The organism is Sphingomonas mucosissima (genome assembly GCF_002197665.1).
GTDB lineage: Bacteria > Pseudomonadota > Alphaproteobacteria > Sphingomonadales > Sphingomonadaceae > Sphingomonas > Sphingomonas mucosissima.
Window position 1 is genome coordinate 554,571 of the sequence record NZ_NBBJ01000001.1, and the last position, 21,767, is coordinate 576,337.

At 64.1% G+C, this 21,767-nt stretch carries 25 protein-coding genes; 10 read left to right on the forward strand and 15 right to left on the reverse strand.

What is annotated here, in order from left to right; all coding sequences use genetic code 11:
- Window positions 1–46: 46 nt before the first annotated feature.
- Genes SPMU_RS02625 through SPMU_RS02635 form a run of 3 tightly spaced genes read right to left on the reverse strand, consistent with a single transcriptional unit; the run spans window position 47 to window position 1,458 of the window.
- Window positions 47–511 carry a RidA family protein gene (locus SPMU_RS02625; protein ID WP_088331659.1) on the reverse strand — a complete coding sequence of 155 codons (465 nt, stop codon included), beginning with the start codon at window positions 509–511 and terminating at the stop codon, window positions 47–49.
- Window positions 512–544: 33 nt separating this feature from the next.
- Window positions 545–1,186, reverse strand: a complete 642-nt coding sequence (locus SPMU_RS02630; RefSeq protein ID WP_088331661.1) for a hypothetical protein — start codon at window positions 1,184–1,186, stop codon at window positions 545–547.
- Window positions 1,183–1,458 (reverse strand): DUF3572 domain-containing protein, encoded by a 276-nt coding sequence (locus tag SPMU_RS02635; RefSeq protein ID WP_088331663.1) that lies wholly within the window; start codon window positions 1,456–1,458, stop codon window positions 1,183–1,185. Before SPMU_RS02635 ends, SPMU_RS02630 begins: the two co-directional genes overlap by 4 nt.
- A gap of 37 nt (window positions 1,459–1,495) precedes the next feature.
- On the opposite strand from SPMU_RS02635, the gene SPMU_RS02640 reads away from it, so the two are divergent.
- The gene (locus SPMU_RS02640) at window positions 1,496–1,858 is read left to right on the forward strand and encodes a response regulator (RefSeq protein ID WP_088333115.1); all 363 of its coding nucleotides are present in this window, start codon (window positions 1,496–1,498) and stop codon (window positions 1,856–1,858) included.
- Here SPMU_RS02640 and SPMU_RS02645 read toward each other — a convergent pair.
- A complete protein-coding gene (locus tag SPMU_RS02645; RefSeq protein WP_088331665.1) occupies window positions 1,855–2,292 on the reverse strand; it encodes a DUF1489 family protein in 438 nt (145 codons plus the stop codon). The genes SPMU_RS02640 and SPMU_RS02645 overlap by 4 nt on opposite strands.
- 22 nt (window positions 2,293–2,314) lie before the next feature.
- Entirely contained in the window at window positions 2,315–3,724 is a 1,410-nt protein-coding gene (gene mgtE / locus SPMU_RS02650) for a magnesium transporter (protein WP_088331667.1), read from the reverse strand.
- 137 nt (window positions 3,725–3,861) lie between these two features.
- On the opposite strand from mgtE, the gene SPMU_RS02655 reads away from it, so the two are divergent.
- Complete coding sequence (locus SPMU_RS02655) at window positions 3,862–4,317, forward strand: peptidylprolyl isomerase (RefSeq protein WP_088331669.1); 456 nt, start codon at window positions 3,862–3,864, stop codon at window positions 4,315–4,317.
- Window positions 4,318–4,429: 112 nt separating this feature from the next.
- Here the strand turns inward: SPMU_RS02655 and SPMU_RS02660 are convergent, their stop codons facing one another.
- Window positions 4,430–5,320: a LysR substrate-binding domain-containing protein gene (locus tag SPMU_RS02660; RefSeq protein WP_088331671.1), complete on the reverse strand. Its 891-nt coding sequence runs from the start codon at window positions 5,318–5,320 to the stop codon at window positions 4,430–4,432.
- A 413-nt stretch (window positions 5,321–5,733) separates the two neighbouring features.
- Here SPMU_RS02660 and SPMU_RS02665 point away from each other — a divergent pair, with 413 nt between their 5' ends.
- A complete protein-coding gene (locus SPMU_RS02665; RefSeq protein WP_088331673.1) occupies window positions 5,734–8,025 on the forward strand; it encodes a CDC48 family AAA ATPase in 2,292 nt (763 codons plus the stop codon).
- 73 nt (window positions 8,026–8,098) lie between these two features.
- Here the strand turns inward: SPMU_RS02665 and rlmN are convergent, their stop codons facing one another.
- The 3 genes from rlmN to SPMU_RS02680 all read right to left on the reverse strand — a co-directional run bounded on the left by rlmN (window position 8,099) and on the right by SPMU_RS02680 (window position 10,504).
- Entirely contained in the window at window positions 8,099–9,283 is a 1,185-nt protein-coding gene (rlmN, locus tag SPMU_RS02670; RefSeq protein ID WP_483881758.1) for a dual-specificity RNA methyltransferase RlmN, read from the reverse strand.
- A 113-nt stretch (window positions 9,284–9,396) separates the two neighbouring features.
- Window positions 9,397–9,858, reverse strand: coding sequence for a hypothetical protein (locus tag SPMU_RS02675; RefSeq protein WP_088331677.1), 462 nt, complete (start codon window positions 9,856–9,858; stop codon window positions 9,397–9,399).
- A gap of 4 nt (window positions 9,859–9,862) precedes the next feature.
- Window positions 9,863–10,504, reverse strand: a complete 642-nt coding sequence (locus SPMU_RS02680; protein ID WP_088331679.1) for a histidine phosphatase family protein — start codon at window positions 10,502–10,504, stop codon at window positions 9,863–9,865.
- A gap of 315 nt (window positions 10,505–10,819) precedes the next feature.
- Between SPMU_RS02680 and SPMU_RS02685 the strand changes: the two genes are divergently transcribed.
- Together SPMU_RS02685 and dnaN are read left to right on the forward strand one after the other, a co-directional pair.
- A complete protein-coding gene (locus SPMU_RS02685) occupies window positions 10,820–11,473 on the forward strand; it encodes an outer membrane protein (RefSeq protein WP_088331681.1) in 654 nt (217 codons plus the stop codon).
- A gap of 120 nt (window positions 11,474–11,593) precedes the next feature.
- Window positions 11,594–12,712 (forward strand): DNA polymerase III subunit beta, encoded by a 1,119-nt coding sequence (gene dnaN / locus SPMU_RS02690; protein WP_088333116.1) that lies wholly within the window; start codon window positions 11,594–11,596, stop codon window positions 12,710–12,712.
- A 117-nt stretch (window positions 12,713–12,829) separates the two neighbouring features.
- On the opposite strand, the gene SPMU_RS02695 is transcribed toward dnaN, so the two are convergent.
- Both SPMU_RS02695 and SPMU_RS02700 read right to left on the reverse strand, forming a co-directional pair.
- Window positions 12,830–13,351, reverse strand: coding sequence for a ferritin-like domain-containing protein (locus tag SPMU_RS02695; RefSeq protein WP_088331683.1), 522 nt, complete (start codon window positions 13,349–13,351; stop codon window positions 12,830–12,832).
- 35 nt (window positions 13,352–13,386) lie between these two features.
- Window positions 13,387–14,241: an MBL fold metallo-hydrolase gene (locus SPMU_RS02700; RefSeq protein ID WP_088331685.1), complete on the reverse strand. Its 855-nt coding sequence runs from the start codon at window positions 14,239–14,241 to the stop codon at window positions 13,387–13,389.
- A gap of 225 nt (window positions 14,242–14,466) precedes the next feature.
- Between SPMU_RS02700 and panB the strand changes: the two genes are divergently transcribed.
- The 5 genes from panB to SPMU_RS02725 all read left to right on the forward strand — a co-directional run bounded on the left by panB (window position 14,467) and on the right by SPMU_RS02725 (window position 19,395).
- Window positions 14,467–15,327 (forward strand): 3-methyl-2-oxobutanoate hydroxymethyltransferase, encoded by an 861-nt coding sequence (gene panB / locus SPMU_RS02705; RefSeq protein WP_088331687.1) that lies wholly within the window; start codon window positions 14,467–14,469, stop codon window positions 15,325–15,327.
- Between the two features lie 65 nt (window positions 15,328–15,392).
- Window positions 15,393–16,106, forward strand: a complete 714-nt coding sequence (locus tag SPMU_RS02710) for a tetratricopeptide repeat protein (RefSeq protein ID WP_088331689.1) — start codon at window positions 15,393–15,395, stop codon at window positions 16,104–16,106.
- A complete protein-coding gene (locus SPMU_RS02715) occupies window positions 16,103–17,425 on the forward strand; it encodes an outer membrane protein assembly factor BamB family protein (protein WP_088331690.1) in 1,323 nt (440 codons plus the stop codon). Before SPMU_RS02710 ends, SPMU_RS02715 begins: the two co-directional genes overlap by 4 nt.
- A gap of 95 nt (window positions 17,426–17,520) precedes the next feature.
- Window positions 17,521–18,873: a ribosome biogenesis GTPase Der gene (der, locus tag SPMU_RS02720; protein WP_088331691.1), complete on the forward strand. Its 1,353-nt coding sequence runs from the start codon at window positions 17,521–17,523 to the stop codon at window positions 18,871–18,873.
- A gap of 84 nt (window positions 18,874–18,957) precedes the next feature.
- Window positions 18,958–19,395, forward strand: coding sequence for an Hpt domain-containing protein (locus SPMU_RS02725; RefSeq protein WP_088331692.1), 438 nt, complete (start codon window positions 18,958–18,960; stop codon window positions 19,393–19,395).
- 47 nt (window positions 19,396–19,442) lie between these two features.
- Here the strand turns inward: SPMU_RS02725 and bfr are convergent, their stop codons facing one another.
- The 4 genes from bfr to SPMU_RS16825 form a co-directional block, all read right to left on the reverse strand.
- Window positions 19,443–19,928 carry a bacterioferritin gene (gene bfr, locus SPMU_RS02730; protein ID WP_088331693.1) on the reverse strand — a complete coding sequence of 162 codons (486 nt, stop codon included), beginning with the start codon at window positions 19,926–19,928 and terminating at the stop codon, window positions 19,443–19,445.
- A gap of 98 nt (window positions 19,929–20,026) precedes the next feature.
- On the reverse strand, window positions 20,027–20,197 hold the full coding sequence (locus SPMU_RS02735) for a (2Fe-2S)-binding protein (RefSeq protein WP_088331704.1): 171 nt from the start codon (window positions 20,195–20,197) through the stop codon (window positions 20,027–20,029).
- Between the two features lie 88 nt (window positions 20,198–20,285).
- Window positions 20,286–21,494 (reverse strand): DUF418 domain-containing protein, encoded by a 1,209-nt coding sequence (locus SPMU_RS02740; protein ID WP_140418383.1) that lies wholly within the window; start codon window positions 21,492–21,494, stop codon window positions 20,286–20,288.
- Between the two features lie 89 nt (window positions 21,495–21,583).
- A complete protein-coding gene (locus SPMU_RS16825) occupies window positions 21,584–21,757 on the reverse strand; it encodes a hypothetical protein (protein ID WP_169715615.1) in 174 nt (57 codons plus the stop codon).
- Window positions 21,758–21,767: the final 10 nt, after the last annotated feature.

Here is a 21,767-nt window from a genome sequence, read left to right on the forward strand (position 1 = left end):
TCCGTAACACGCCCGCTCAGCCAGCGGCGGGGAGGCAGATCTAGGGTCAGGCGGTCACCGCGATGATGGCGTCCACCTCAACGGCGGCGTTACGTGGCAGCGCCGCAACCCCGACGGCCGCGCGGGCATGCTTGCCAGCGTCATCAAACAGCGCAACCATCAGGTCCGATGCGCCATTGGCGACCTCCGGCTGATCACCGAATCCGGGGGCGGAATTGACGAACACGCCGAGCTTCACAATCCGCACCACACGCGACAGATCGCCAAGAGCCGCCTTCGCCTGCGCGACAACCATCAGGGCGCACAGCTTGGCCGCTTCCTGGCCGGCTGCGACATCCACGTCCGTACCTAGCTGACCGGTGACGACTGCGCCATCGCGGAACGGAAGTTGCCCGGACACATGAAGAAGACCGCCGGCTTCAACGGCGGGAACATAGGTGGCGACAGGGGCAGCGGCGGTCGGCAGCGAAAGGCCGAGCTCCGTGAGCTTTTGATCGATACGGTCAGTCATGCGGCCGGTTTCAACACCAGGGATTGGCGTGGGTCAATGCTCTGCCGGCTGGCCTGCGGCAAAGCGATCGGTGATCCACGCCAAAGCCTCTGGCCAAGCGTCGATTCGGGCATGGGCGGCCGGGGCGGGTGGCACGCCTGGAGCAAGAGTCGGCTCCGCAACCATGTGAAGTCGATGCACCTGCGGCGCATGTTCCGCCACCGACTGATGGTGCATCGGTAGATCATCGATGAATACGGTGACTGGATTGCCATGTTCGGCGACGAGGGCGGCGACTGGACCGCCTTTCGGCCCCTGATTGCACTCAACCCGGTGCTCGATACCGAATGCCGCAAGCTGATCCATGCGGTGAGTGCGGCATTGATCCTGCAGGTTGGTGAGGATCACAATGTCGGCGATTTCGGCGATTCGTGAGAGCGCCTCGCGGGCGTGGGGCACCAACGTCTGGCGGTGCATCTCCGCCGGGAAGAAGCCATCGAGCAAGCCCATCATTTCCTCACGTGACGGAACGGCCCCGTCGTGCCGTCGGCGCATGTTGCGCCCCAATTCCCAGCTGGTGGGCTCGAAATCGATCGCGTGCGCCTCACCCAGCCACGTTCCGAAGTGACGCACCATGTGCAGCAGGACCTCATCACAATCGGAGATGAGCAAGGGACGGGCGGACATCGTGGTCATAGCGGCTCCAATTGGTAGCGGGCGCGTACCAGCGCCTCCGGCGGAACATCGAGCGACTGCGCACAGGCAATGAGATCGGGTTCATGCGCTTCGAGGAACTGGAGGCAGGCAGCCAGCACCGTTGCGTCGGTTAGGCGCGCACGCAGATCATCCGGTTCCAGGCCGGTCAACGATAGCAGCCGAGCTGCGCGGTCCGGATCCGACAACGTCCAGGCAACGGCGCGCAGAGCAAGGGCGTCCGCCGGTTCTTCGTTTGTAACGCCTCGCTTCATTGCCTATCTTCGCCTGCCAAACGGGGGAATGACGCGCGTGGCAAAGAAGGTGCTCGTTGTCGAGGACAACGAACTCAACCTCAAGCTGTTCTGTGACCTGCTGCGCGCGCACGAATATGCCGCCGAACCGGTTCGTGACGGGCGCGAGGCGGTGGCGCGAGCGCGGGAATTCGGCCCGGACCTGATCATCATGGACATTCAGATGCCCCATGTGACGGGATATGAGCTGATCCTCGAGCTAAAAGCGGATGACGACCTGCAATCGATCCCCGTGATGGCGGTGACTGCCTATGCCGGGCGCGATGACGAAGAGCGCATCCGCGCGGCCGGGGCCGAAGCCTATGTGTCAAAGCCGATAAGCCTGTCGCGGTTCATGGATGTGGTCGGCGCGCTGGTCTAAACGAGTCCAAGCTCGGCCAGCTTGCCCAGCAATCCGGGGGGAAGCGCAGCCATGCCGCTGCCGTCGCCGCTGAGGTCCTGCGGAGCGTCTGCGTGCTCCAGATAGCGCCAGCCCTGATGGGCGCGCTTCGGCCGAGCCGCGACGAGGCGCACGGCCGGGTCGATATGGATCGCGACTCTTCCGTCCTCCGCCTCTCCGAAGCTGAGGATGGGCGACCTCGCGACAAGCTGATGCTTGATGATCCAGAAGAGCGATCCGCGCCCGACAATCTCCTCATAGCGCTTGGGCAGGTACCGCGTGGTAAGAAACAATGACCCGGAAGCGCCCCGCTCCTTCAGGCGCTCTGCGAGATGCTCGACGCTGGTGTGACCGAACGCGACCTTGGTGATGTGCAGAGGTGGGGCGACGGTCAGAGGTGTGGTGTCAGACGGCATGGAAGCCGCCATGTGGGGTGCCTTAGCCGACGAGGCCAGAGGCGGTGGCCAAGCCAAGGAAGGCGAGGAAGCCGATCGAATCGGTCGTCATGGTGACGAAGATTGATGACGACACCGCCGGATCCGCATTGAGCCGTTCCAAAACGACTGGCACCAGGACACCGGCCAGGCCGGCCACCACGATGTTGGTCATCATGGCCGCTGCTATCACGCCGCCCAGCATCGGGTTAGCGAAGATCAACGCCACGCCCGTTCCGATCACCAGTGCAACTGTCACGCCATTCAACAACGCTACGTGGACTTCACGCATGATCGCCCGAGCGGTGTTTGACTGCGTAAGCTGGTTCATCGCCATCGCGCGGACGGTGACCGCAAGCGTCTGCGTGCCGGCATTTCCGCCCACGCCGGCGACTATCGGCATCAAAGTGGCGAGCGCCACCATCCGCGTAATCGTGTCTTCAAAGCGGGAGATGACGAATGAGGCGACCAATGCGGTGAAGAGGTTGGCAATCAGCCAGCGTACACGTGCCTTGTAGCTGTCAAAGACCGGCTCGTTGATGTCGCCCTCGCCGGCGCCCGACAGCAGGAGCGCATCCTCGCCAGCTTCTTCCTGGATGATGTGGACGATATCATCGACCGTGATCATGCCGACAAGGCGGCCGGAGCCATCGGTCACCGCTGCCGAGATCAGCGCATACTTCTGGAAGCGCAACGCCACTTCCTCCTGATCCATGTCTACGGGGATGAGCGTCTGCTCGCGCTTCATCACATCCGACATGGAGACGGAACGGGGCGTGCGTAGGATCCAGGACAGCGCGCAGGTGCCGACCGGCTTGTGCGCGGGATCCACGACAAAGACCTCCCAGAAGTCTGTCGTCAGTTCTTCATGTCCACGCAGATAATCGATGGTGTCGCCGACAGTCCAATGCTCGGGCACCGCGATCAACTCGCGCTGCATCAAGCGCCCGGCGGATTCCTCTGGATAGCTCAGCGCCTCTTCGATGGCCGCGCGATCATCGGGCTCCATCGCGCGGAGCACTTCGCGCTGATCCTCGGCATCGAGATCCTCGATGATCGCAACCGCGTCATCCGTATCCAGTTCAGAGGCAAGGTCCGCGACCTGACGTGCATCGAGAGCATCGATAAGTTGTTCGCGAACGTAATCGTTCATCTCGGCGAACACGTCGCCGTCGAGCAGATCATTCAGCGCGGCGGCAAGTGGCGCGCGCTGATCCTCCGGGGTGAGCTCGAACAGGTCAGCGATGTCGGCAGGGTGGAGCGGTTCGACCAGGCGCTTGGCCTGTTCAGTCTCGCCCGAGTCGACTGCCTCGAGCACTGCATTGACGAATTCGGGTTTCAGCCGGTCATCGTCGTCCAGCTGGCGTTCGCCCTCGTCGACGCGATCATCGCCGCGGAGTTCGGTATCGCTCATCACCCGCCTCCCAATCGGCTGCCTGCTAAGTGTCGCGCCTCTAGCGGCACAGTTTGGCGGTGCCAACCACGGCGATTTGCGTTGATGCCGGGGCGCGGGTAGGGCGCCGCATTCCCGATGACCGGAAGGAGCCTAGCATGGCCGATACCTTTAGCACGCTGGTAATGACGCTGGACGGCGGCGACGTCACGATCAAGCTGCGCCCTGATCTGGCGCCCGAGCACGTCAAGCGCATCGCCGAACTCTCCAACGAGGGTTTTTACGACGGCGTCGTTTTTCACCGCGTAATCCCCGGCTTCATGGCGCAGGGGGGCGACCCGACCGGCACCGGCATGCACGGATCGGACAAGCCGAACCTGAAGCAGGAGTTTTCCAAGGAGCCGCACGTGCGCGGCGTCTGCTCGATGGCGCGGACCAACGATCCGAACAGCGCCAATTCGCAGTTCTTCATCTGCTTTGACGATGCACGCTTTCTTGACGGCCAGTATACCGTCTGGGGCGTAGTCACTGAAGGCATGGAGCTGATCGACGCGCTGCCCAAGGGCGAGCCGCCGCGCGAGCCGGGCAAGATCGTCAAGATGCGCGCCTCCTAAGCGATCGTAGCCAGCCGTTTGCGGGATATCGCGGATATCTCGCAAACGGGGGCGATCGCTCGGGGTGCCGCTGCCAGCAGGCACGTTTCTGCCGCGGCGCGTAGCCGAGGTCTCAGGATTTTTCCGACCCCAGCGTGCCGATCAGCCAATCCTTGAAAATACGCACTTGCTTCATCTGCAGCGCGCGCGGGCGGCAGACGAACCAGTAACTGTACGGGCTTTCCACCTCGATATCGAACAGCCGGACGAGACGTGGGTCGGCTGCGTCCTGAAAGTGGCTTTCGTGCATGAAGGCGACGCCGAGCCCTTGTGCAGCGGCCTCAAGCATCAGGGCGCCGGAATCGAAATGATCAATCGCGAGCGGCTCGATATCGTGGAGGCCGGCAGCCGTACGCCAGGCGACGAACGTGTCGGGCATCTCGCGATGAACCAGTGCGGTGAGCGTTGTCAGTTGTTCCGGACGAACAATCGGGTCGGGTCGCTCCACCAATGATCGTGCGCCGATGACGTACACCCGGTTTCGATCAAGCCGGTGCGCGTAAAGGGTCGGATCGATGTCCCGCGCGAGCGCGATCACCGCATCCAAACCCTCCCCCAGGCGCGCGACACCGTGCGCGCCCGTGTCGATGTCGAGATGCAATTCGGGGTGGGCGCCCCGCAACTCCGCCAGCCGAGGAAAGAGCCGCTGGGAAGCAAAAAGCGGCAGCACACCCAGCCGCAGGCGAAGAACCTCTACGGCGCTGGTCATGGACTCGACAACGTCAGATAGCTGGTCGAGGAGCGGCGCCATCTGCGTCAGGAGACGGTCGCCGTCACCGTTGATCACCATCGCCTGGTGTCGTCGATCGAACAACGGCCGGCCGAGGAACCGTTCCAATGTTTGTAATCTGCGGCTCAGCGCGGGGGCTGACAGGGCGAGCTCCTCCGCTGCCGCCTTTACCGATCCGAGCCGTGCCACGGCTACAAACGCCTCAATCGCGGTAAGCGGCGGCAATCGGCGCATGGGAGTGACTATCCTGCTCAGCGGCCGCAAACGGCAACTCCGTACGGCAATCAAAGTACCAAACGTTTGCACATTCTGCAATCGCGGCTGTGTTGTTCGCACTTGCACAATGGTCGGGTCTGGCCCAAAAACGAGGTGCCTTTCAGGCATCCTCTCCTAAAAACTTTCATGGGCCGGCCTTCGGGTCGGCCCTTTTTTTATGCCGTTGCCCAGGCCTGCTTCCATAAGCACAGCGCTCCGTAAGCAAGGCGGGCTGGGGATTGATTTAGGAGGAACCTCACACGTCGTCCGCTGGCTGCCATCCGGCATTACGACCTTCCCCCTTTTCCACCGACACTGAGTGGGCCCCGCGCCACTCCAAAAGCGTTCGTGCGTATCTATCTTAGCGGACTTGGATACCGAAGGAGAAGCGCGTGGCCGATAGCGATACACCGGCGACCAAATTGCAGGTTGCCAACGCAAGGCCCGAAGATAGCGGGCGCGGCATTGCGCATTTGCCGCGGGCGTTCATGGCATCGCTTGGCCTGACCGAAGGCGACGTGATCGAGATCGTCGGCAAGAAGGCGACGCCGGCGCGGGCGGTCGGCCCGTACCAGGAGGACGAGGGGCTGGCGCTGGTACGCATCGACGGCCTGCAGCGTGCCAACGCGGGCGTTGGATCGGGCGATTTCGTTGAGGTACGTCGCGCCGAATCGAAGCCAGCGACGCGCGTCGTGTTCGCACCGGCGGCGCAGAATTTGCGGCTGCAGGGATCGACGGTGGCGCTGAAGCGCACCTTCATTGGCCGTCCATTGGCGCAGGGCGATGTGGTGGCGACGGCGGGGCACCAGCGGGTGGCGAACATGCCGCCTGGAATGCAGCAGTTCGTCAATGCGCCGGCCTATGCGCTGCAGGAGATCCGCCTGGTTGTCGTGTCCGCGGCGCCCAAGGGCATTGTCCACATCGACGAGAATACTGAAGTCGAGCTTCGGCCCGAATATGAGGAGCCGAACGAGGCGCGGCGCGCCGACGTGACGTACGACGACATCGGCGGCATGGCGGCGACGATCGACCAGCTGCGTGAGATGGTCGAGCTGCCGCTGCGCTATCCCGAGCTGTTCCAGCGGCTGGGCGTCGACCCGCCCAAGGGCGTGCTGCTGCACGGTCCGCCCGGCACCGGCAAGACGCGGCTGGCACGCGCCGTCGCCAATGAGAGCGACGCGCAATTTTTCTTGATCAACGGCCCGGAGATCATGGGCTCCGCGTACGGCGAGAGCGAGGGCCGGCTGCGGCAGGTGTTCGAGGAAGCGTCGAAATCCGCGCCCTCGATCGTGTTCATCGACGAGATCGACTCGATCGCACCCAAGCGCGGGCAGGTCTCCGGCGAGGCGGAAAAGCGGCTGGTGGCACAGTTGCTGACGCTTATGGACGGGCTGGAGGCGCGCGCGAACCTGGTCATCATCGCGGCCACCAACCGCCCCGAGGCGATCGACGAGGCGCTGCGACGCCCAGGACGATTCGACCGCGAGATCGTGGTCGGCGTTCCGGACGAGCGCGGGCGGCGCGAGATCATGGGCATCCATACGCGCGGCATGCCATTGGGCGATCGTGTGGACCTTGATGAGCTGGCTCGGACCACCTTCGGCTTTGTCGGTGCTGACCTCGCCGCGCTGACCCGTGAGGCGGCGATCGAGGCGGTGCGGCGGATCATGCCACGGCTGAACCTGGAGGAGCGGACGATCCCGCCTGAGGTGCTCGATACGCTAGCGGTGACCCGCGAGGACTTCATGGAGGCGCTGAAGCGCGTCCAACCGAGCGCCATGCGCGAGGTGATGGTGCAGGCGCCAACGGTCCGCTGGGACGACGTCGGCGGGCTGGACGACGCGCAGATGCGGCTGAAAGAGGGCGTCGAGCTGCCGCTGAAGGACCCGGACGCCTTCCGACGGTTGGGCATCCGGCCCGCGAAGGGCTTTTTGCTGTACGGGCCGCCGGGCACGGGCAAGACGCTACTGGCCAAGGCGGTGGCACGTGAGGCGGAGGCGAATTTCATCGCGACCAAGTCGAGCGACCTGCTCAGCAAATGGTACGGCGAGAGCGAGCAGCAGATTGCGCGGCTGTTTGCCCGCGCGCGGCAGGTAGCGCCGACCGTGATCTTCATCGACGAGCTCGACAGCCTGGTGCCGGCGCGTGGCGGAGGGCTGGGCGAGCCGCAAGTAACCGAGCGGGTGGTCAACACCATCCTTGCCGAAATGGACGGGCTGGAGGAATTGCAGTCCGTGGTGGTGATCGGGGCAACCAATCGGCCAAACCTTATCGATCCGGCGCTACTGCGGCCGGGCCGGTTCGACGAGCTGATCTACGTCGGTGTGCCGGATGAGGCCGGGCGGCGGCGTATTCTGGGGATCCAAACCGCGAAGATGCCGCTCGGCGAAGATGTCGATCTGGATCTGGTGGCGCGGCGAACCGAGCGGTTTACCGGCGCCGATCTCGGCGATGTGGTGCGGCGTGCCGGCTTGATCGCGCTGCGTCGATCGCTGACGGCGCGTGAAGTTTCGATGGCTCACTTTGAAGCTGCGCTGGAGGAATCGCGCGCAAGCGTGACGGACGAGATGGAGCGCGATTACCAGCAGATCGCCGCAAAGCTGAAGCAGGATGCCGCATCGATCCAGCCGATCGGCTTCATCTCGCCGGGGCAACTGACGCCCCGCAGCGAGCGGAAGGGGTGACATACGGGGAGGGCGCAGGCCCTCCCCTTTACCAACGTGCGGTCAGCGGGAGCTGCCGGCTTATCATGTTTGTTTAGCCGAGCGCTGCCAGCTTCGCTTCCGCCTCGCGGTCCATCTCGGCGCGGCTCTTGCGCTCGGCAGCGGTCTTCAGCTGGCCACAGGCAGCGTCGATGTCGCGGCCGCGTGGCGTGCGCACCGGTGCCGAGATCCCGCCCTCGAAGATGATATTCGAGAAGGCGCGGATCCGGTCCGGCGTGGAGCATTCGTACGCCGTGCCCGGCCACGGGTTGAAGGGAATGAGGTTCACCTTCGCCGGCAAGCGATAGTGCCGGAGAAGCCGGACCAGCTCTCGCGCATCCTCGTCCGAGTCGTTCTTGTCCTTGAGCATCACATATTCGAATGTGATGCGGCGCGCGTTGTTGGCACCGGGATAGTCGGCGCAGGCCTGAAGCAGCTCTTCGATGCCGTATTTGCGGTTGAGCGGTACGATCTCGTCCCGCACTTCCTTGGTCACCGCATGCAGCGACACCGCAAGATTGACGCCGATCTCCTGACCCGCGCGCTCCATCATCGGCACAACGCCGGAGGTGGAGAGCGTGATCCGGCGCTTGGAGAGGGCAAGCCCGTCGCCATCCATCACGACGGAGAGGGCGTCACGAACATTGTCGAAATTGTAGAGCGGCTCGCCCATGCCCATCATCACGATGTTGGTGAGCATGCGGCCTTCCGGCTGGCTCGGCCATTCGCCAAGCCCGTCGCGCGCCAGCATGACCTGGCCGACGATCTCGCCGGCGGTCAGGTTGCGCACCAAGCGCATCGTGCCCGTGTGGCAGAACGTGCAATTGAGCGTGCAGCCGACCTGGCTCGAGACGCACAAGGTGCCTCGATCCGCATCGGGAATGAAGACCATCTCGAAATCCTGGCCGTCATCCGACCGCAGCAGCCACTTGCGTGTGCCGTCAGAAGAGACTTGCGCTTCAACCACTTGCGGGCGGCCGATCACGAACCGCTCGGTCAGCCAGGGATGCTGGGCCTTGGCGATGTCGGTCATCACCGAGAAGTCGGTAGCGCCGCGATTGTAGATCCAGTGCCAGATCTGCTTGGCGCGCAGCTTCGCCTGCTTGGGCTCGAGGCCGGCGGCGGCGAGCGCCTCGCGCAATTCGGCCTTGGACAGGCCGACCAGGTCGACGCGGCCGTCTTCGCGAGGCGTTATTGCGCGAGCCACGGGCACGGGATCGATGTGCCCGGGGATGGGCATGGGAGCGGCCGACACTGTCTGCATGCGTCCCATATAGCGGAAAACCGCGGCCTTTTCCAGCGGCGGTGTGGCCTGGTGCTGGAGAAGATCGGCCTGGTTCCGGCCGTATCCGCTCAGCGCGCGGCCAAACAGGCCAAAGTGGCTGCGTCGATCGCGGTCGCGGCGCCGGTCAGCGCGTAGCTATCCGCGAACGGGCGCCCGCGCAGGCTGACTGCCGAGATGCTCATGCTCCGTCCGCCGCGCATGGCGGAAACGATTGCGCGATCGGTGGCGGCATCGGGCGACCACACGGCGCGGTCTTTACCCGACAGCGAGAAGCGCCGCTCGCCGATCGCCAACGTCACCGGTGCGGCCTGCGCCCGCGGCTGCGAGAGGCGGATGTAAATCGCCGCTCGGCCGCTGCGACCGAACCGCGTGGCGACGCTGGCAAATGCCCCCGTCCGTGAGCGCACGGGGGCACTGATGGCGTAACAGCGGGGTGGCTCACCCTGGCGGAAGGCACCCCAGGCGCCGTAGATCCCGACCGGCTCGCGATCCCCGGCGAGCAGCGCCGCCAGCGCCCACAGTATCAACAACGGATCAGGCCGGGGCGTAGCCGGCGCCGAGGTGCACCACCGTCTCGCGCCCACGCTCGATCATGGTCACGGTGCCTTGCGGATGGCCGGGCAGAACCGGGGCGCCGCACGGGTCCATGGGCGCGCCTGTCATCACCCCGCGCATCACCCGGCTGGAGATGCCGTGCATGATCACCAGGCGGTCGCCGTCATCGTTGCTGGTATCGTCCAGCCAGCTGGAAACGCGCGCAGCGATCGCCTCATAGCGTTCGCCATCGGGGGCGCAGCGTAGAAGGCCGCGTTCGTCCACTACGGGACCGAACTCACCGATCACGTCGGCATAATAGCGACCGCCCCAAGCGCCCATGCCGATCTCGGTCAGGCGATTGTCGTGGTGCGCCTCGTGCCAGTCGAGCTCAAGGTGTTCGGCGATGATCGCCAGCGTCTGCAAGGCACGGCCGGTTGCCGACGCGTACATCGTCAGTTTGGGTCGGGGACCGAGAAAATCGCGCAGCGCCCGGCCCATTTCCTCGGCCTGGGCGAAGCCGGCCCGGGTAAGCGGCGTGTGCGGTGCATCGCCTTGCAATCGGCGCGCAGCGTTGAAGACGGTTTCGCCATGCCGGGCGACGAAATCGCGACCGCGGCGCTCGAGAGGATTCATCGTCATCGCTGCGTCATTGGGCGCGGCGAAGGCGAAAGCAACGGCTTTCGACGTGTAATTTCCCCGTCGTGCTGCAGACGGCGCGCAAGCAAACGGAAACACAGCCTTTCGGTGCGTGCAGCTTGCGAGAAATCCAGCGTCGATATCGGGCGTGCGGTGGCGCCCGCGCGAGGGGAACGGGCCGAGCGATGTTCAAGCCCTGTTGCGCAAAAACAACGGAAATCCTTGTTTATCTGAGGTTCATGCAACGACCCGGCGCATCGCCCATTTGCGTTCTACCCGCTGACGATGTCGGCGGAAAAAAGTAGATGGAGTTTGTTTATGCGTAAGCTCATCCTGGCGACGCTTGCCGCCACCACTGCCGCCGTTGCTGTTCCGGCCACTGCGCAGGACGCTGGCCCCTTCACCGGCCCGCGTGCCGGCGTGATCCTCGGCTATGACGCGCTGCGCCCCGGCGACACCCAGGACTCGATGATCCGCGGTGATCAGGGCAGCGATGGTTTCCTGTACGGTGGCGACATCGGCTATGACGTGGCGTTCAATAACCTGGTTGTCGGCGCGGAAGCCGAGATCACGGGTTCGACCGGCAAGGTTACCAACGATCCGCGTGACCCCAACGATTTCGGTTTCGGCCGCGTGAAGGCGGGCCGTGACCTGTATGTCGGCGGTCGCATCGGTTTCATCGCCGCACCGACGACGCTGATCTATGGTAAGGTTGGCTACACCAACGCCCGCCTCGACCTGACCCGTGACGACGCCACGACGGTGACTGGTCGCAACTTCAACCTTGACGGCTTCCGCGTGGGCGCCGGTGTGGAGCAGTCGCTGACGCCGAACACCTATGCGAAGCTCGAGTATCGCTATTCCAACTACAGCGATGCCAAGCTGAAGTACCCGAACGGCGCCAGCACCGGCACGTTCGGCGTCGACACCGATCGTCACCAGGTTGCAGCGGGCGTCGGCTTCCGCTTCTAAGCGGTTCAACGCACTATCTGGCGAAAAGGAGGGTCGGGGCGCTTGCTCCGGCCCTTTCTGTTTGGCTAGGAAACGGGCGAGTTGCCCCTGGTCGAATCCTGCGGGCCGGGGGATGAAGTGATGAAGGCGACGATCGAACGCGCAACGCTCCTGAAGGGGCTGAGCCATGTCCAGTCGGTGGTGGAACGCCGCAACACCATTCCGATCCTGTCCAACGTACTGATCGAGGCGACGGCGGAGGGCGCGCTGCGCCTGATGGCGACCGACCTTGATCTGCAGATCAACGAGAGCGTCGCCGCCGCGGTCGACCAGCCGGGCGCGACCACCGTGTCCGCGCACACCCTGTTCGACATTGCTCGCAAGCTGCCGGAGGGCGCGCAGGTCTCGCTGACCGCCGCCGACGGGCGGATGACCATCGTTGCCGGTCGCGCGCGATTCTCGCTCGGTACGCTGCCGCGCGATGACTTCCCGGTGATCGCCGAAGGCGAGCTGCCGACGCAGTTCGAGATGCCGGCGGAGGCGCTGAAGCAGATCATCGACAAGACGCGCTTCGCCATCTCGACCGAAGAGACGCGTTATTATCTGAACGGCATCTTCCTGCACGTGTCCGAAGACGGCGGCTCGCAGCCGGTGCTCAAGGCCGCTGCCACCGACGGCCACCGGCTTGCCCGCGTGACGCTGCCGCGGCCCGACGGCGCGGAAAACATGCCGGACGTGATCGTTCCGCGGAAGTGCGTCGCGGAGCTGCGCAAGCTGCTCGATGAGGTCGACGGCTCGGTCGGCGTGTCGCTGAGCGGGACGAAGATCCGCTTCGATCTGGGCAAGGCGATCCTCACCTCCAAGCTGATCGACGGTACTTTCCCGGATTACAGCCGGGTCATTCCGACCGGCAACGACAAGATCCTGAAGCTGGATCCGTCCGCTTTCATGGAAGGGGTCGATCGCGTCTCCACCATCGCCACCGAAAAGACCCGTGCGGTCAAGATGGCGCTGGACCGCGACAAGATCACCCTGTCGGTCACGAGCCCGGAAAATGGCACGGCGGCGGAAGAGGTGCCGGGCGAATATGTCGCGGCACCGTTCGAGATCGGTTTCAACAGCCGGTACCTGATGGACATCCTGGGCCAGATCGATGGCGACCTGGTGGAAGTGCATCTTGCCGATGCGGCAGCGCCGACGCTGATCCGGGAGAACGACAAGGCACCTGCGCTTTACGTGCTGATGCCGATGCGGGTGTGACGCTGGGGTAAAGTCACAGGAGCATAAAAAAGGACCGGGTGGCTCTCACCCGGTCCTTTTTGTATCCGGTCTGCGCCTGAACGGCGCCGACCACTTGGCTACCTAGCCTTTGCGGCCTCAGACCTTGGCTTCCATGGAGCCGCCCTCGGCATAAAGCGAGGCGTAGCGGCGGGTCACGACCGGCAGATGCTCGTCGATCCAGCGTGCCATGTCTTCTTCCTCACCCAGCGATTGCTTGAGCGCAGGTGTGGCGTTCGTGAAGCCGCCGTCTTCGGCCATCACGAGCAGCGACTTGTACGCCGCGATTTCGAAATGCTCGAAGGCATAGTTCGCGAAGCTGTTCTTGATGATCTCGTCGCCTGCGACGCTATGTGCCAACGCGGCCATGGTGCCAGACATGCTGAGCCCCATGTCCTTCAGCGCCGACCCGCTGGTGTCGAAGCTGGCGAGCAGCTCGTCGAGGCGGGCGATCTGACCGTTGGTTTCATCGATGTGCAAACGGAGCCGATCAGCGACCTCCGGATAATTCTCGATCCGGCTGACCTGCGGCGTCATGATCGAGATCGCTTGCTTCTCGACCGCGTGCGCATTCTTCAGTCCAACAATGAACAATTCACGCAAAACATCTTGATTTGTCATGTTATGAAGCTCCTTCGCGTAACTAACGCTGGCCGTCACATCGGGTTGCCTGCCTGGCATCGTTCCAGTTCAACGGGATCGTGCGTGCAGGTCACCGTCACCTCATCGCGCCGCTCGATCGACAGCGCGCGCAGCCGGGCCTGGTTTGCCAGGCGGCTGGTCGCGTCGACTTCCATGAGACGTTGGTAGGCGCGCAGCCCGGGGGTGCATTTGCGGCGGGCTGAGCGCATCTCGCCACGGTAGAAATAGGCGTCGCCGGCGTGGAGCAGCCAGCGTCCGCTGTCCTGCCGCACCGCCACGCCGGCATGGCCCCATGTGTGTCCCGGAAGCGGGACCAGCAGGATCTCGGGCGGGAGGCCCTCCAGATCGCGGACCGCGTCGAACCCGAACCACGGCTCGCCCCGCGCACCATAGCGGCGCCAATGATGCACATCGTTCAACTGCCGCGTGCGCCAGCGATTGCGCGCGACGATGCCGGCATGGGGCCCGGTAGCGTCATCATACTCGCGCTGCATCACGTGAACGGTTGCGTTCGGGAAATCCTCCAGGCCACCGGCGTGGTCGAAATCGAGATGCGTCACGACGATGTGGCGCACGTCTGAGGCACGAAACCCCAGCGCCTCGATCTGCCGGATCGCCGTTTCCTGCTCATGCAGCCGGATGTTGAGCATCAGTCGCCAGGGGATGGAGATGCGCGAATTCGGTGGCTCGTGCGGATGAGCGACGTCGCGCAGGCCATAGCCGGTGTCGACCAGGACCAGGCCATGCGCGTCGGTTTCGATCAGCAGGCAGTGGCACACGATATGGCCGAGCGGCCCCATGCTTCGCCCGTCGAACAGGGCGCCGCCGAGCGGACAATCGGTGCCGCAGTTCAAGTGGTGGATGCGCATATCTGCTCCCGAGCGCTACTTTTGCAAACGTCAGGGAAGAACACCCGAAGCGTGCGGAAGTTTTCGGACGGCCACGACTTTTCCCGCGAAAGCAGTGATCTGGATCAAGAACGCGGCAGAATGCTGTGTGGCTCGTGGTTGATGCGGATGGCGTTGCGCGCAGCGAACCTTCCACCTCGCCGTGAGCGGCTGGATCGCGTGGGCTGAACCGGCTAAGCGCATCTGATGTCCACGACCTTCACCATCGACAGCTCCACCAGTCGGGCAACGCCGGTCGCGGCACCGATGAAGCGGGTGACCGTGCCGGCCGTGCGTCAGCGCAAGGGCAAGGAACCGCTCGTGATGCTGACGGCCTATACGGTGCGCACCGCGCAGATCCTCGATCCGCATTGCGACATCCTGCTGGTCGGCGACAGCCTGGGGCAGGTGATCTACGGACTGCCTTCCACCGTTCCCGTCACGCTGGAGATGATGGCAGCGCATGGCGCCGCGGTGGTGCGGGGCAGCTATCACGCGATGGTCGTGGTCGACATGCCGTTCGGCAGCTATGAGGCAAGCCCTGAGAAGGCGTTCGAAAGCGCGGCGTGGCTGCTGAAGCAGACGGGCGCCGCGGCGGTGAAGCTGGAGGGTGGCACTGCCATGGCGCCGACGGTCGCTTTTCTGTCGGAGCGCGGCATTCCCGTGATGGGGCATGTTGGCCTGACGCCCCAGGCGGTGAACGCGCTCGGCGGCTATGGCGCCCGGGGCCGATCAGAAGCGGAGGCGCAGAAGATTGTCGGTGATGCGCAGGCCGTCGCCGGCGCCGGTGCCTTTTCGGTCGTGATCGAGGGGGTAGTGGAGCCGATTGCCATCGAGATTACGCGGACGGTCGACGTGCCGACGATCGGCATCGGCGCGTCGGCGGAATGCGACGGCCAGGTGCTGGTGACCGAGGACATGCTTGGCATGTTCGAGCGCGTGCCCCGCTTCGTGAAGCGCTATGGCGACATGGCCGGCTATATCGCCGAGCGCGCCGCGACCTATGCCGATGAAGTGCGCTCGCGCGCCTTTCCCACCGCGGAACAGACCTACGCTCCCAAGGCGTGAGCCGCTTTCGTTTTCCCGCGTGCGCGACTAAGGTCCGCCGCCTTCCCGCCAAGTTGGAGTAAGCCGTGGCGCTCACGCCGCAAAATAACGAAGCGTTCCTGCGCGAAGTCGACGAGGAACTGCGCAAGGAACAGGCTGCTGCCTTGTGGCGCCGCTGGGGCTTGGCGATCGCTGCCGTCGTCGTGCTGGGTCTCGCGATCTTTGCCGGCTATCTGTACTGGCAGCATCGCCAGCGCGAAGCCGCTGGTCGCGAGGGCGAGCAGCTCCAGTTGGCGTGGGACAATTTGTCTTCCGGCCAGACGGAGAAGGCCGCGCCGCAGATCGCCGAACTCGCGAAGTCGGACTCGGATGGTTATCGTGCGGTTGCGCTGTTCACCCAAGGCGACCTCCTCCTCCAGAAGAACGATCTGAAGGGGGCGGCCGCGAAGTTCGGCGCGATCGCTGCGGACGGATCACTTGCCGAGCCGTTCCGCCAGCTGGCGCTTGTTCGGCAAACAATGGCTGAGTTCGACACAATCAAGCCCGATCAGGTCATTGTCCGTCTGCGCGGCGTGGCCGTGCCGGAAAACGCTTATTTCGGCAGTGCCGGCGAGCTTGTCGCGCTGGCCTATCTGAAGCAGGGCCGCCGTGATCTTGCTGGGCGTCTGTTCGGGCAAATGGCGCAGGCCGAGCAGGTGCCGCCATCGATCCGTCAACGCGCGGTTCAGATGGCGGGCGTACTGGGCGTCGATGCCGTGCCGGCGGACGCAGGCACGAAAGAGGACGTGACGAAGCAATGAAGAAGTCGATTGCCGCCCCTGTCGCGCTCGCCGCGCTGATGGGCCTCAGCGCCTGCGGCGTGTTCAGATCCGACCCGAAGAAGACGCCGACGGTCGGCAATCGCGTGCCCATACTGGCGGCGGAAAACGCTGCGGAAATCGATCCGGCGCTGTCGGGTGTGCAGGTTCTGCTGCCGCCGGCCATGGCAAACACCGAATGGTCGCAGCCGGGCGGCAATGCGTCGAAATCGATGGGGCATCTGGCACTTGGCGGATCCCCGTCGCGCATCTGGAGCGCGGCCGTGGACGGCGGGTCCAATCGGCAGCGACTGGGCGCGGCACCGGTCGTTGCCGAAGGCAAGGTTTTCGTCGTTGACGTCAACGCCCAGCTTCACGCCTTTTCCGCCGACACCGGTGCGACGCAATGGACGGCCTCCGTGTCGACCACCGAGGAGAACAAGGCGGCACGCTTTGGCGGCGGTGCAAGCTATGACAGCGGTCGGATCTACGCGACCGACGGCCTTGGCGACGTGGTTGCGTTCAGTGCTGCCGACGGCAGCGTCGCATGGCGGGCCAAGCCCGGCGGGCCGCTTCGCGGCGCACCGACAATTGCGAACGGCCAGGTTTATGTGCTGAGCCAGGACAATCAGTTGTTCGCGCTCAACCAGGCTGATGGCCAGGTGGTGTGGACCGGCTCCGCCAGCGTCGAGACGCAAGGCGTATTCGGCGTCGCTGCTCCGGCTGCAGCGGCCGGGACGATCGTGGCTGGCTTCTCATCCGGCGAGCTGAACGCCTACCGTTACGAGAACGGGCGTACGCTGTGGCAGGACGCCCTGTCGCGCACCAGCATTTCCACGTCGGTATCCAGTCTTGCTGACATCGACGCCGATCCGGTGATCGAGGACGGTCGTGTCTATGCCGTCGGCGAAGGTGGGCGCATGGTGGCGATCGAGATCGCCAGCGGTCAGCGGATCTGGGAACAGAATTTTGCCAGCATCTCGTCGCCCTGGCTCGCGGGTGAATGGCTGTTCATCGTCACCGACGATGCGCGACTGGTCTGCCTTTCCCGTGCGAACGGCAAGGTGCGATGGATCGGGCAGTTGCAGGCCTATAGGAACGTCGAAAAGCGAAAGGGCACCTATACCTGGCACGGTCCGGTGCTTGCTGGTGACAGGCTGTGGCTGACCAATTCGCGCGGTGAGCTGGTTGGAGCGTCACCGGCGGACGGAAGCGTTCAGGTGACAATCGGGGCCGCGAAGTCCTTCACCTTGCCGCCCGTGGTGGCGAACCAGACTTTGTACGTGCTCGACCACCAAGGTAAGCTCTCCGCCTACCGCTAAGTCCGACCGGTGCTGCTTCTTCGGAAGCAGGCCCGGTTTGCGGATTGGGACCCTTCGTGCTTTCGCTCTTGCGGCGGGAGCTGTAGGGGCATGCGATGGCACGTCTCCCTTCCGTCGCAATCGTTGGCCGACCAAATGTCGGCAAGTCGACGCTGTTCAACCGTTTGGTCGGCAAGAAGCTCGCGCTCGTCGATGACCGGCCCGGCGTCACCCGTGATCGCCGAGAGGGCGATGCCAGCCTTCTCGGCCTGGACTTTCGCGTCGTCGATACGGCGGGCTACGAGGATCACGACGCGCAGTCGCTGCCCGGCCGGATGCGCCTGCAGACGGAGGCGGCGGTCGCCGGCGCGGACGTGGCGCTGTTCATGGTCGATGCGCGCGCCGGCATCGTTCCGCTGGACGAGGAGATCGCCCGGTGGCTGCGCGGGTCCACGACCCCGATTGTTCTCGTCGCGAACAAAGCGGAAGGGCGCGCCGGCGAACAGGGCATCCTTGAAGCACTAGCGTTGGGCTTCGGTGATCCGGTGCAACTTTCCGCTGAGCACGGCGAGGGTATCGGCGATCTGTTTGAAGCGCTGCTGCCGCACTTGGAGCGCGCCGACGACGATGATCTGGAGCTGGAGGATGAGGAGGACCCGGCAGCGCCGCTGAAGCTGGCGATCGTCGGGCGTCCCAATGCCGGCAAATCGACACTGGTGAACAGGATGCTGGGCGAGGATCGCATGATCACTGGCCCGGAGGCGGGGATCACGCGCGATTCGATCGCGATCGATTGGGAGTGGCAAGGGCGCCCCGTACGGCTGATCGATACCGCCGGGATGCGCAAACGTGCAAAGGTGCAGGACAAGCTGGAAAAGCTGTCCGTTGCCGATGCGCTGCACGCCGTGGATTTTGCGGAAGTGGTGGTGCTTCTGCTGGACGCGACCTTGGGACTTGAGTCGCAGGACCTGCGCATTGCCGACCGCGTGCTGGAAGAAGGCCGTGCGCTGATCATCGCGCTCAACAAATGGGACGTGGCGCAGGACCCCTCATCGCTCTTCAACGGTGTAAAGGCCGCTCTCGGCGACGGCCTGAGCCAGGTAAAGGGTGTGCCGCTGATCACCGTTTCCGCCATGACGGGGAGGGGCATCGATCAATTGCTGGCAGCGGCGTTCGAGACCCGCGAGGCATGGTCGCGGCGTGTGCCAACAGGGGAGTTGAACCGCTGGTTCGAGCGCGCGATCGAAGCCAACCCCCCGCCCGCGCCAGGCGGCAAGCGCATCAAGATGCGGTATGTGACTCAGGTAAAATCGCGCCCGCCGAGTTTTGTGATCTTCGGCACGCGGGTCGATCAGCTTCCCGCCAGTTACGAGCGATATTTGGTTAACTCTGCGCGCCGTGATCTGGGCTTTGGCGCAGTTCCTATTCGGTTAACGCTTCGCGCACCAAAAAATCCATTTGGGACCTAGAGAACATCTTCTCTTTACCTGTGCTATAATACCCTGCGAGGAAGAAGCGGCCGGTCGCTTCGGACCTGGCTAAGGGGCAAGACCGTGTCATTCGAAGGTAGCACTCTTGTAGACTGGTCAACCTTCGCGAAGATCAAGGCTGAGTTGGGCGCGGACTTCCTGCGTATTCTCGGCTACTTTCGCGATGACGGGGTCATGTCGGTAACGGCGATCGAAGATGCGCTGCGCCGTGGGAATGCAGCCGGCCTTGTGATCCCGGCGCACACGCTGAAGGGCGAGGCGCGCCAGTTCGGCGCGATCCCGCTGGCGGACCTCGCCGAGAAGATCGAGTTCATGGCCCGCGATCTGGTGGAAAGTCGGGACACGCCCGAGACGGTGCTTGAAGACGTCGTGGCGCTGCGTCCGCTGTTCATGCGCACGCTCGCGCTGCTCGAGCGGGAAGCCAATCCCCCGCGCGAGCGTCGTCCCGTGTTGGGCTTCGGACGGCGACCAGTAGCGGGTGGGGGTTTCGGCCGCGCCTGAGGCGGCCAATCCGTCGCGCGCCGGCTTCGGCACGCGACGGCAGGTGATCACCCCTGCGGTGTGTCCGCCTGAGCGTTGAGCTGGATGTAATTGGGCAGGCCCATGCGCTCGATCATCTCGAACTGGCGCTCCAGCGTATCCACATGCTCTTCCTCGCTGAGGAGGATGCGGGTGAAAAGATCGCGGCTGCCGAAGTCCTTGACCTCTTCGCAGTACGTGATCGCGGCCTTGAGCTGCGCCACGGCTTCGATCTCCATCGCGAGATCGGCCTTCAGCACTTCCTCAACCGTTTCGCCGATCCGCAGGCGGCCAAGCAGCTGGAAGTTCGGCAAGCCATCAAGGAACAGGATGCGCTCCGCCAGCCAATCGGCGTGCTTCATCTCGTCAATGGATTCGTGCCGCTCATACTCGGCCAGCTTCTTGACGCCCCAGTGATCAAGCAGCCGATAGTGCAACCAATATTGATTGATTGCCGTCAGTTCGTTTTTGAGCGTCTCGTTGAGAAACTCGATGACGCGCGCGTCGCCCTTCATGTGAAATGCCTCCGTGTTGGCCTGCCTCTACCGTCGCAAAGCTCCTCGCGGCAACCAAAAATCGGCGGATTTCTGCGGATATTTCGAAGCTGCGAGTGTTACGCAGCAGCACGCTCTTCGTCGATAATCGCTCGCGCAAACGGCGTGCATTGGCCGCACTTTGGCTGACGACCTAGCGCGCGGTACGCTTGGCACGCGGTAGTGTGTCCCGCGCGTGCGGCTTCGCGGACCTGACATTCCCGAATGGCGTTGCAAACGCACACAACCATGAACCGCTCCTTCTCGACACAGCAACATTACCGCTAGTGAGAGGAGGTCGCAAGTAGATTTGCGTATGATTCGCAACAGCGTAGTTGGTTATAGAGGGTGCCTGCGGCGAAGCGGCTGTATTCGGCGTTGGGATAATGACCGCCAGAGCCATTCGAACGGCCCGTGGGCGAACCGGGCAAGCCAGAGCGGCGACCAAAGGAGCATCAGCAGCCAGAGGGCAGCCACGATGGGATAGAGCTGCCAGCGCTCAAGATAGCCGAACCAACCCAGCCCATAGCCGCAGAACAGATAGGTGCAGATGAGGCTTGTTCCGAGATAATTGCTGAAGGCCAGCCGGCCCACGGCAGCCAAACGGCGCGTGAGTGGTCTGCACGCGCCACTGACAGCGACCTGGATGATTAGCGCCGCATGCGCAAGCGCCAATCCCGGCCGCAGCAGCACCAGATGAAGCGGCTCCGACAGCAGCAGCGCAATCGGGTCGAAGTGCCGAGCGTCAATCCACCGGACCAGCGGAAGATAGAGCGGCAAGCATATGCCGTAGCCGGTGATCAGCACGCCTCGGTACCAGCGCGAGGGCCATGTGCCGCTGAAAAAGCCGCTACGGTATAGCGCCATGCCGAGCAGCATCAGCGCGATCGTCTCCGGGATCGTGGCTGGCAGCGCGGTTCTCTGCGCTTCTGAGGTAATGGCTATCCGCATCGGCAGCGCCTGCGCCCACCCGCCGCGAAATGCTTCCACCTCCGCTGCTCCGCTGTCACGGAGTTGGTCTACGCCGCTTCGATAGCGTTCCCATTGCTCTCGGATAGCCGGAGGTGCGCCCGGTGCGGTGGCCAGATCTTCGAATTGGCGCGCCGCCGCATAGTCCATCGCACCGCTTGCAAGCTGCGCCGCCAAGAGCAGCGCCGCCACGGCGATCAAGCGGGGCGTATCCCATCGCCAAGCGAGGAAAACCATGCCGCCGCAAAGGGCATAAAGGACCAGAATGTCGCCGGACCAGATCAGATAGGCATGTACCATGCCGATCGCGAGCAGGCTGATCATGCGGGCATAGTGGCGGCGGGCGGGCGATCCCGGGCTCGCCAGCGTTCGCTCGGCGATCAAAATGGTGGAGGCGCCGAACAGCATCGTGAACAGGCCGCGCATCTTGCCCTCGGCCAGTACGAAAGTGATCGCCCAGGCCCACCAATTGGCGCCGCTCGCCCCGCCGTAGAACGTCGGATCAGCATAAGCGTAGCGCGGCATGGCGAAGCTGATGATGTTGAGCAGCAGAATACCCATTACCGCGAAGCCGCGCACGGCATCGATCGCCTCTATCCGCGGCGCGAGGCCAAGGGGCGCACCTTCTTCCCCGGAGTGGCGGGTGTCGGCCGCGAAAAGCTGCTTGCTCAGTCGATGAGCTCGCCGGTCTGATCACCGTGGCCGCGCCGGACGTGACGACGCCCTTTCTGGCGCCGCGGCGACGCTCGCTCGAGCGCGATGATCGTCACCACCAGCAAGAGGAGCATGCTGCCGAAGAAGATGACGGTGTCGGACGAAGGATCAAATCGTATCAGGCCCATGATCAGCTCG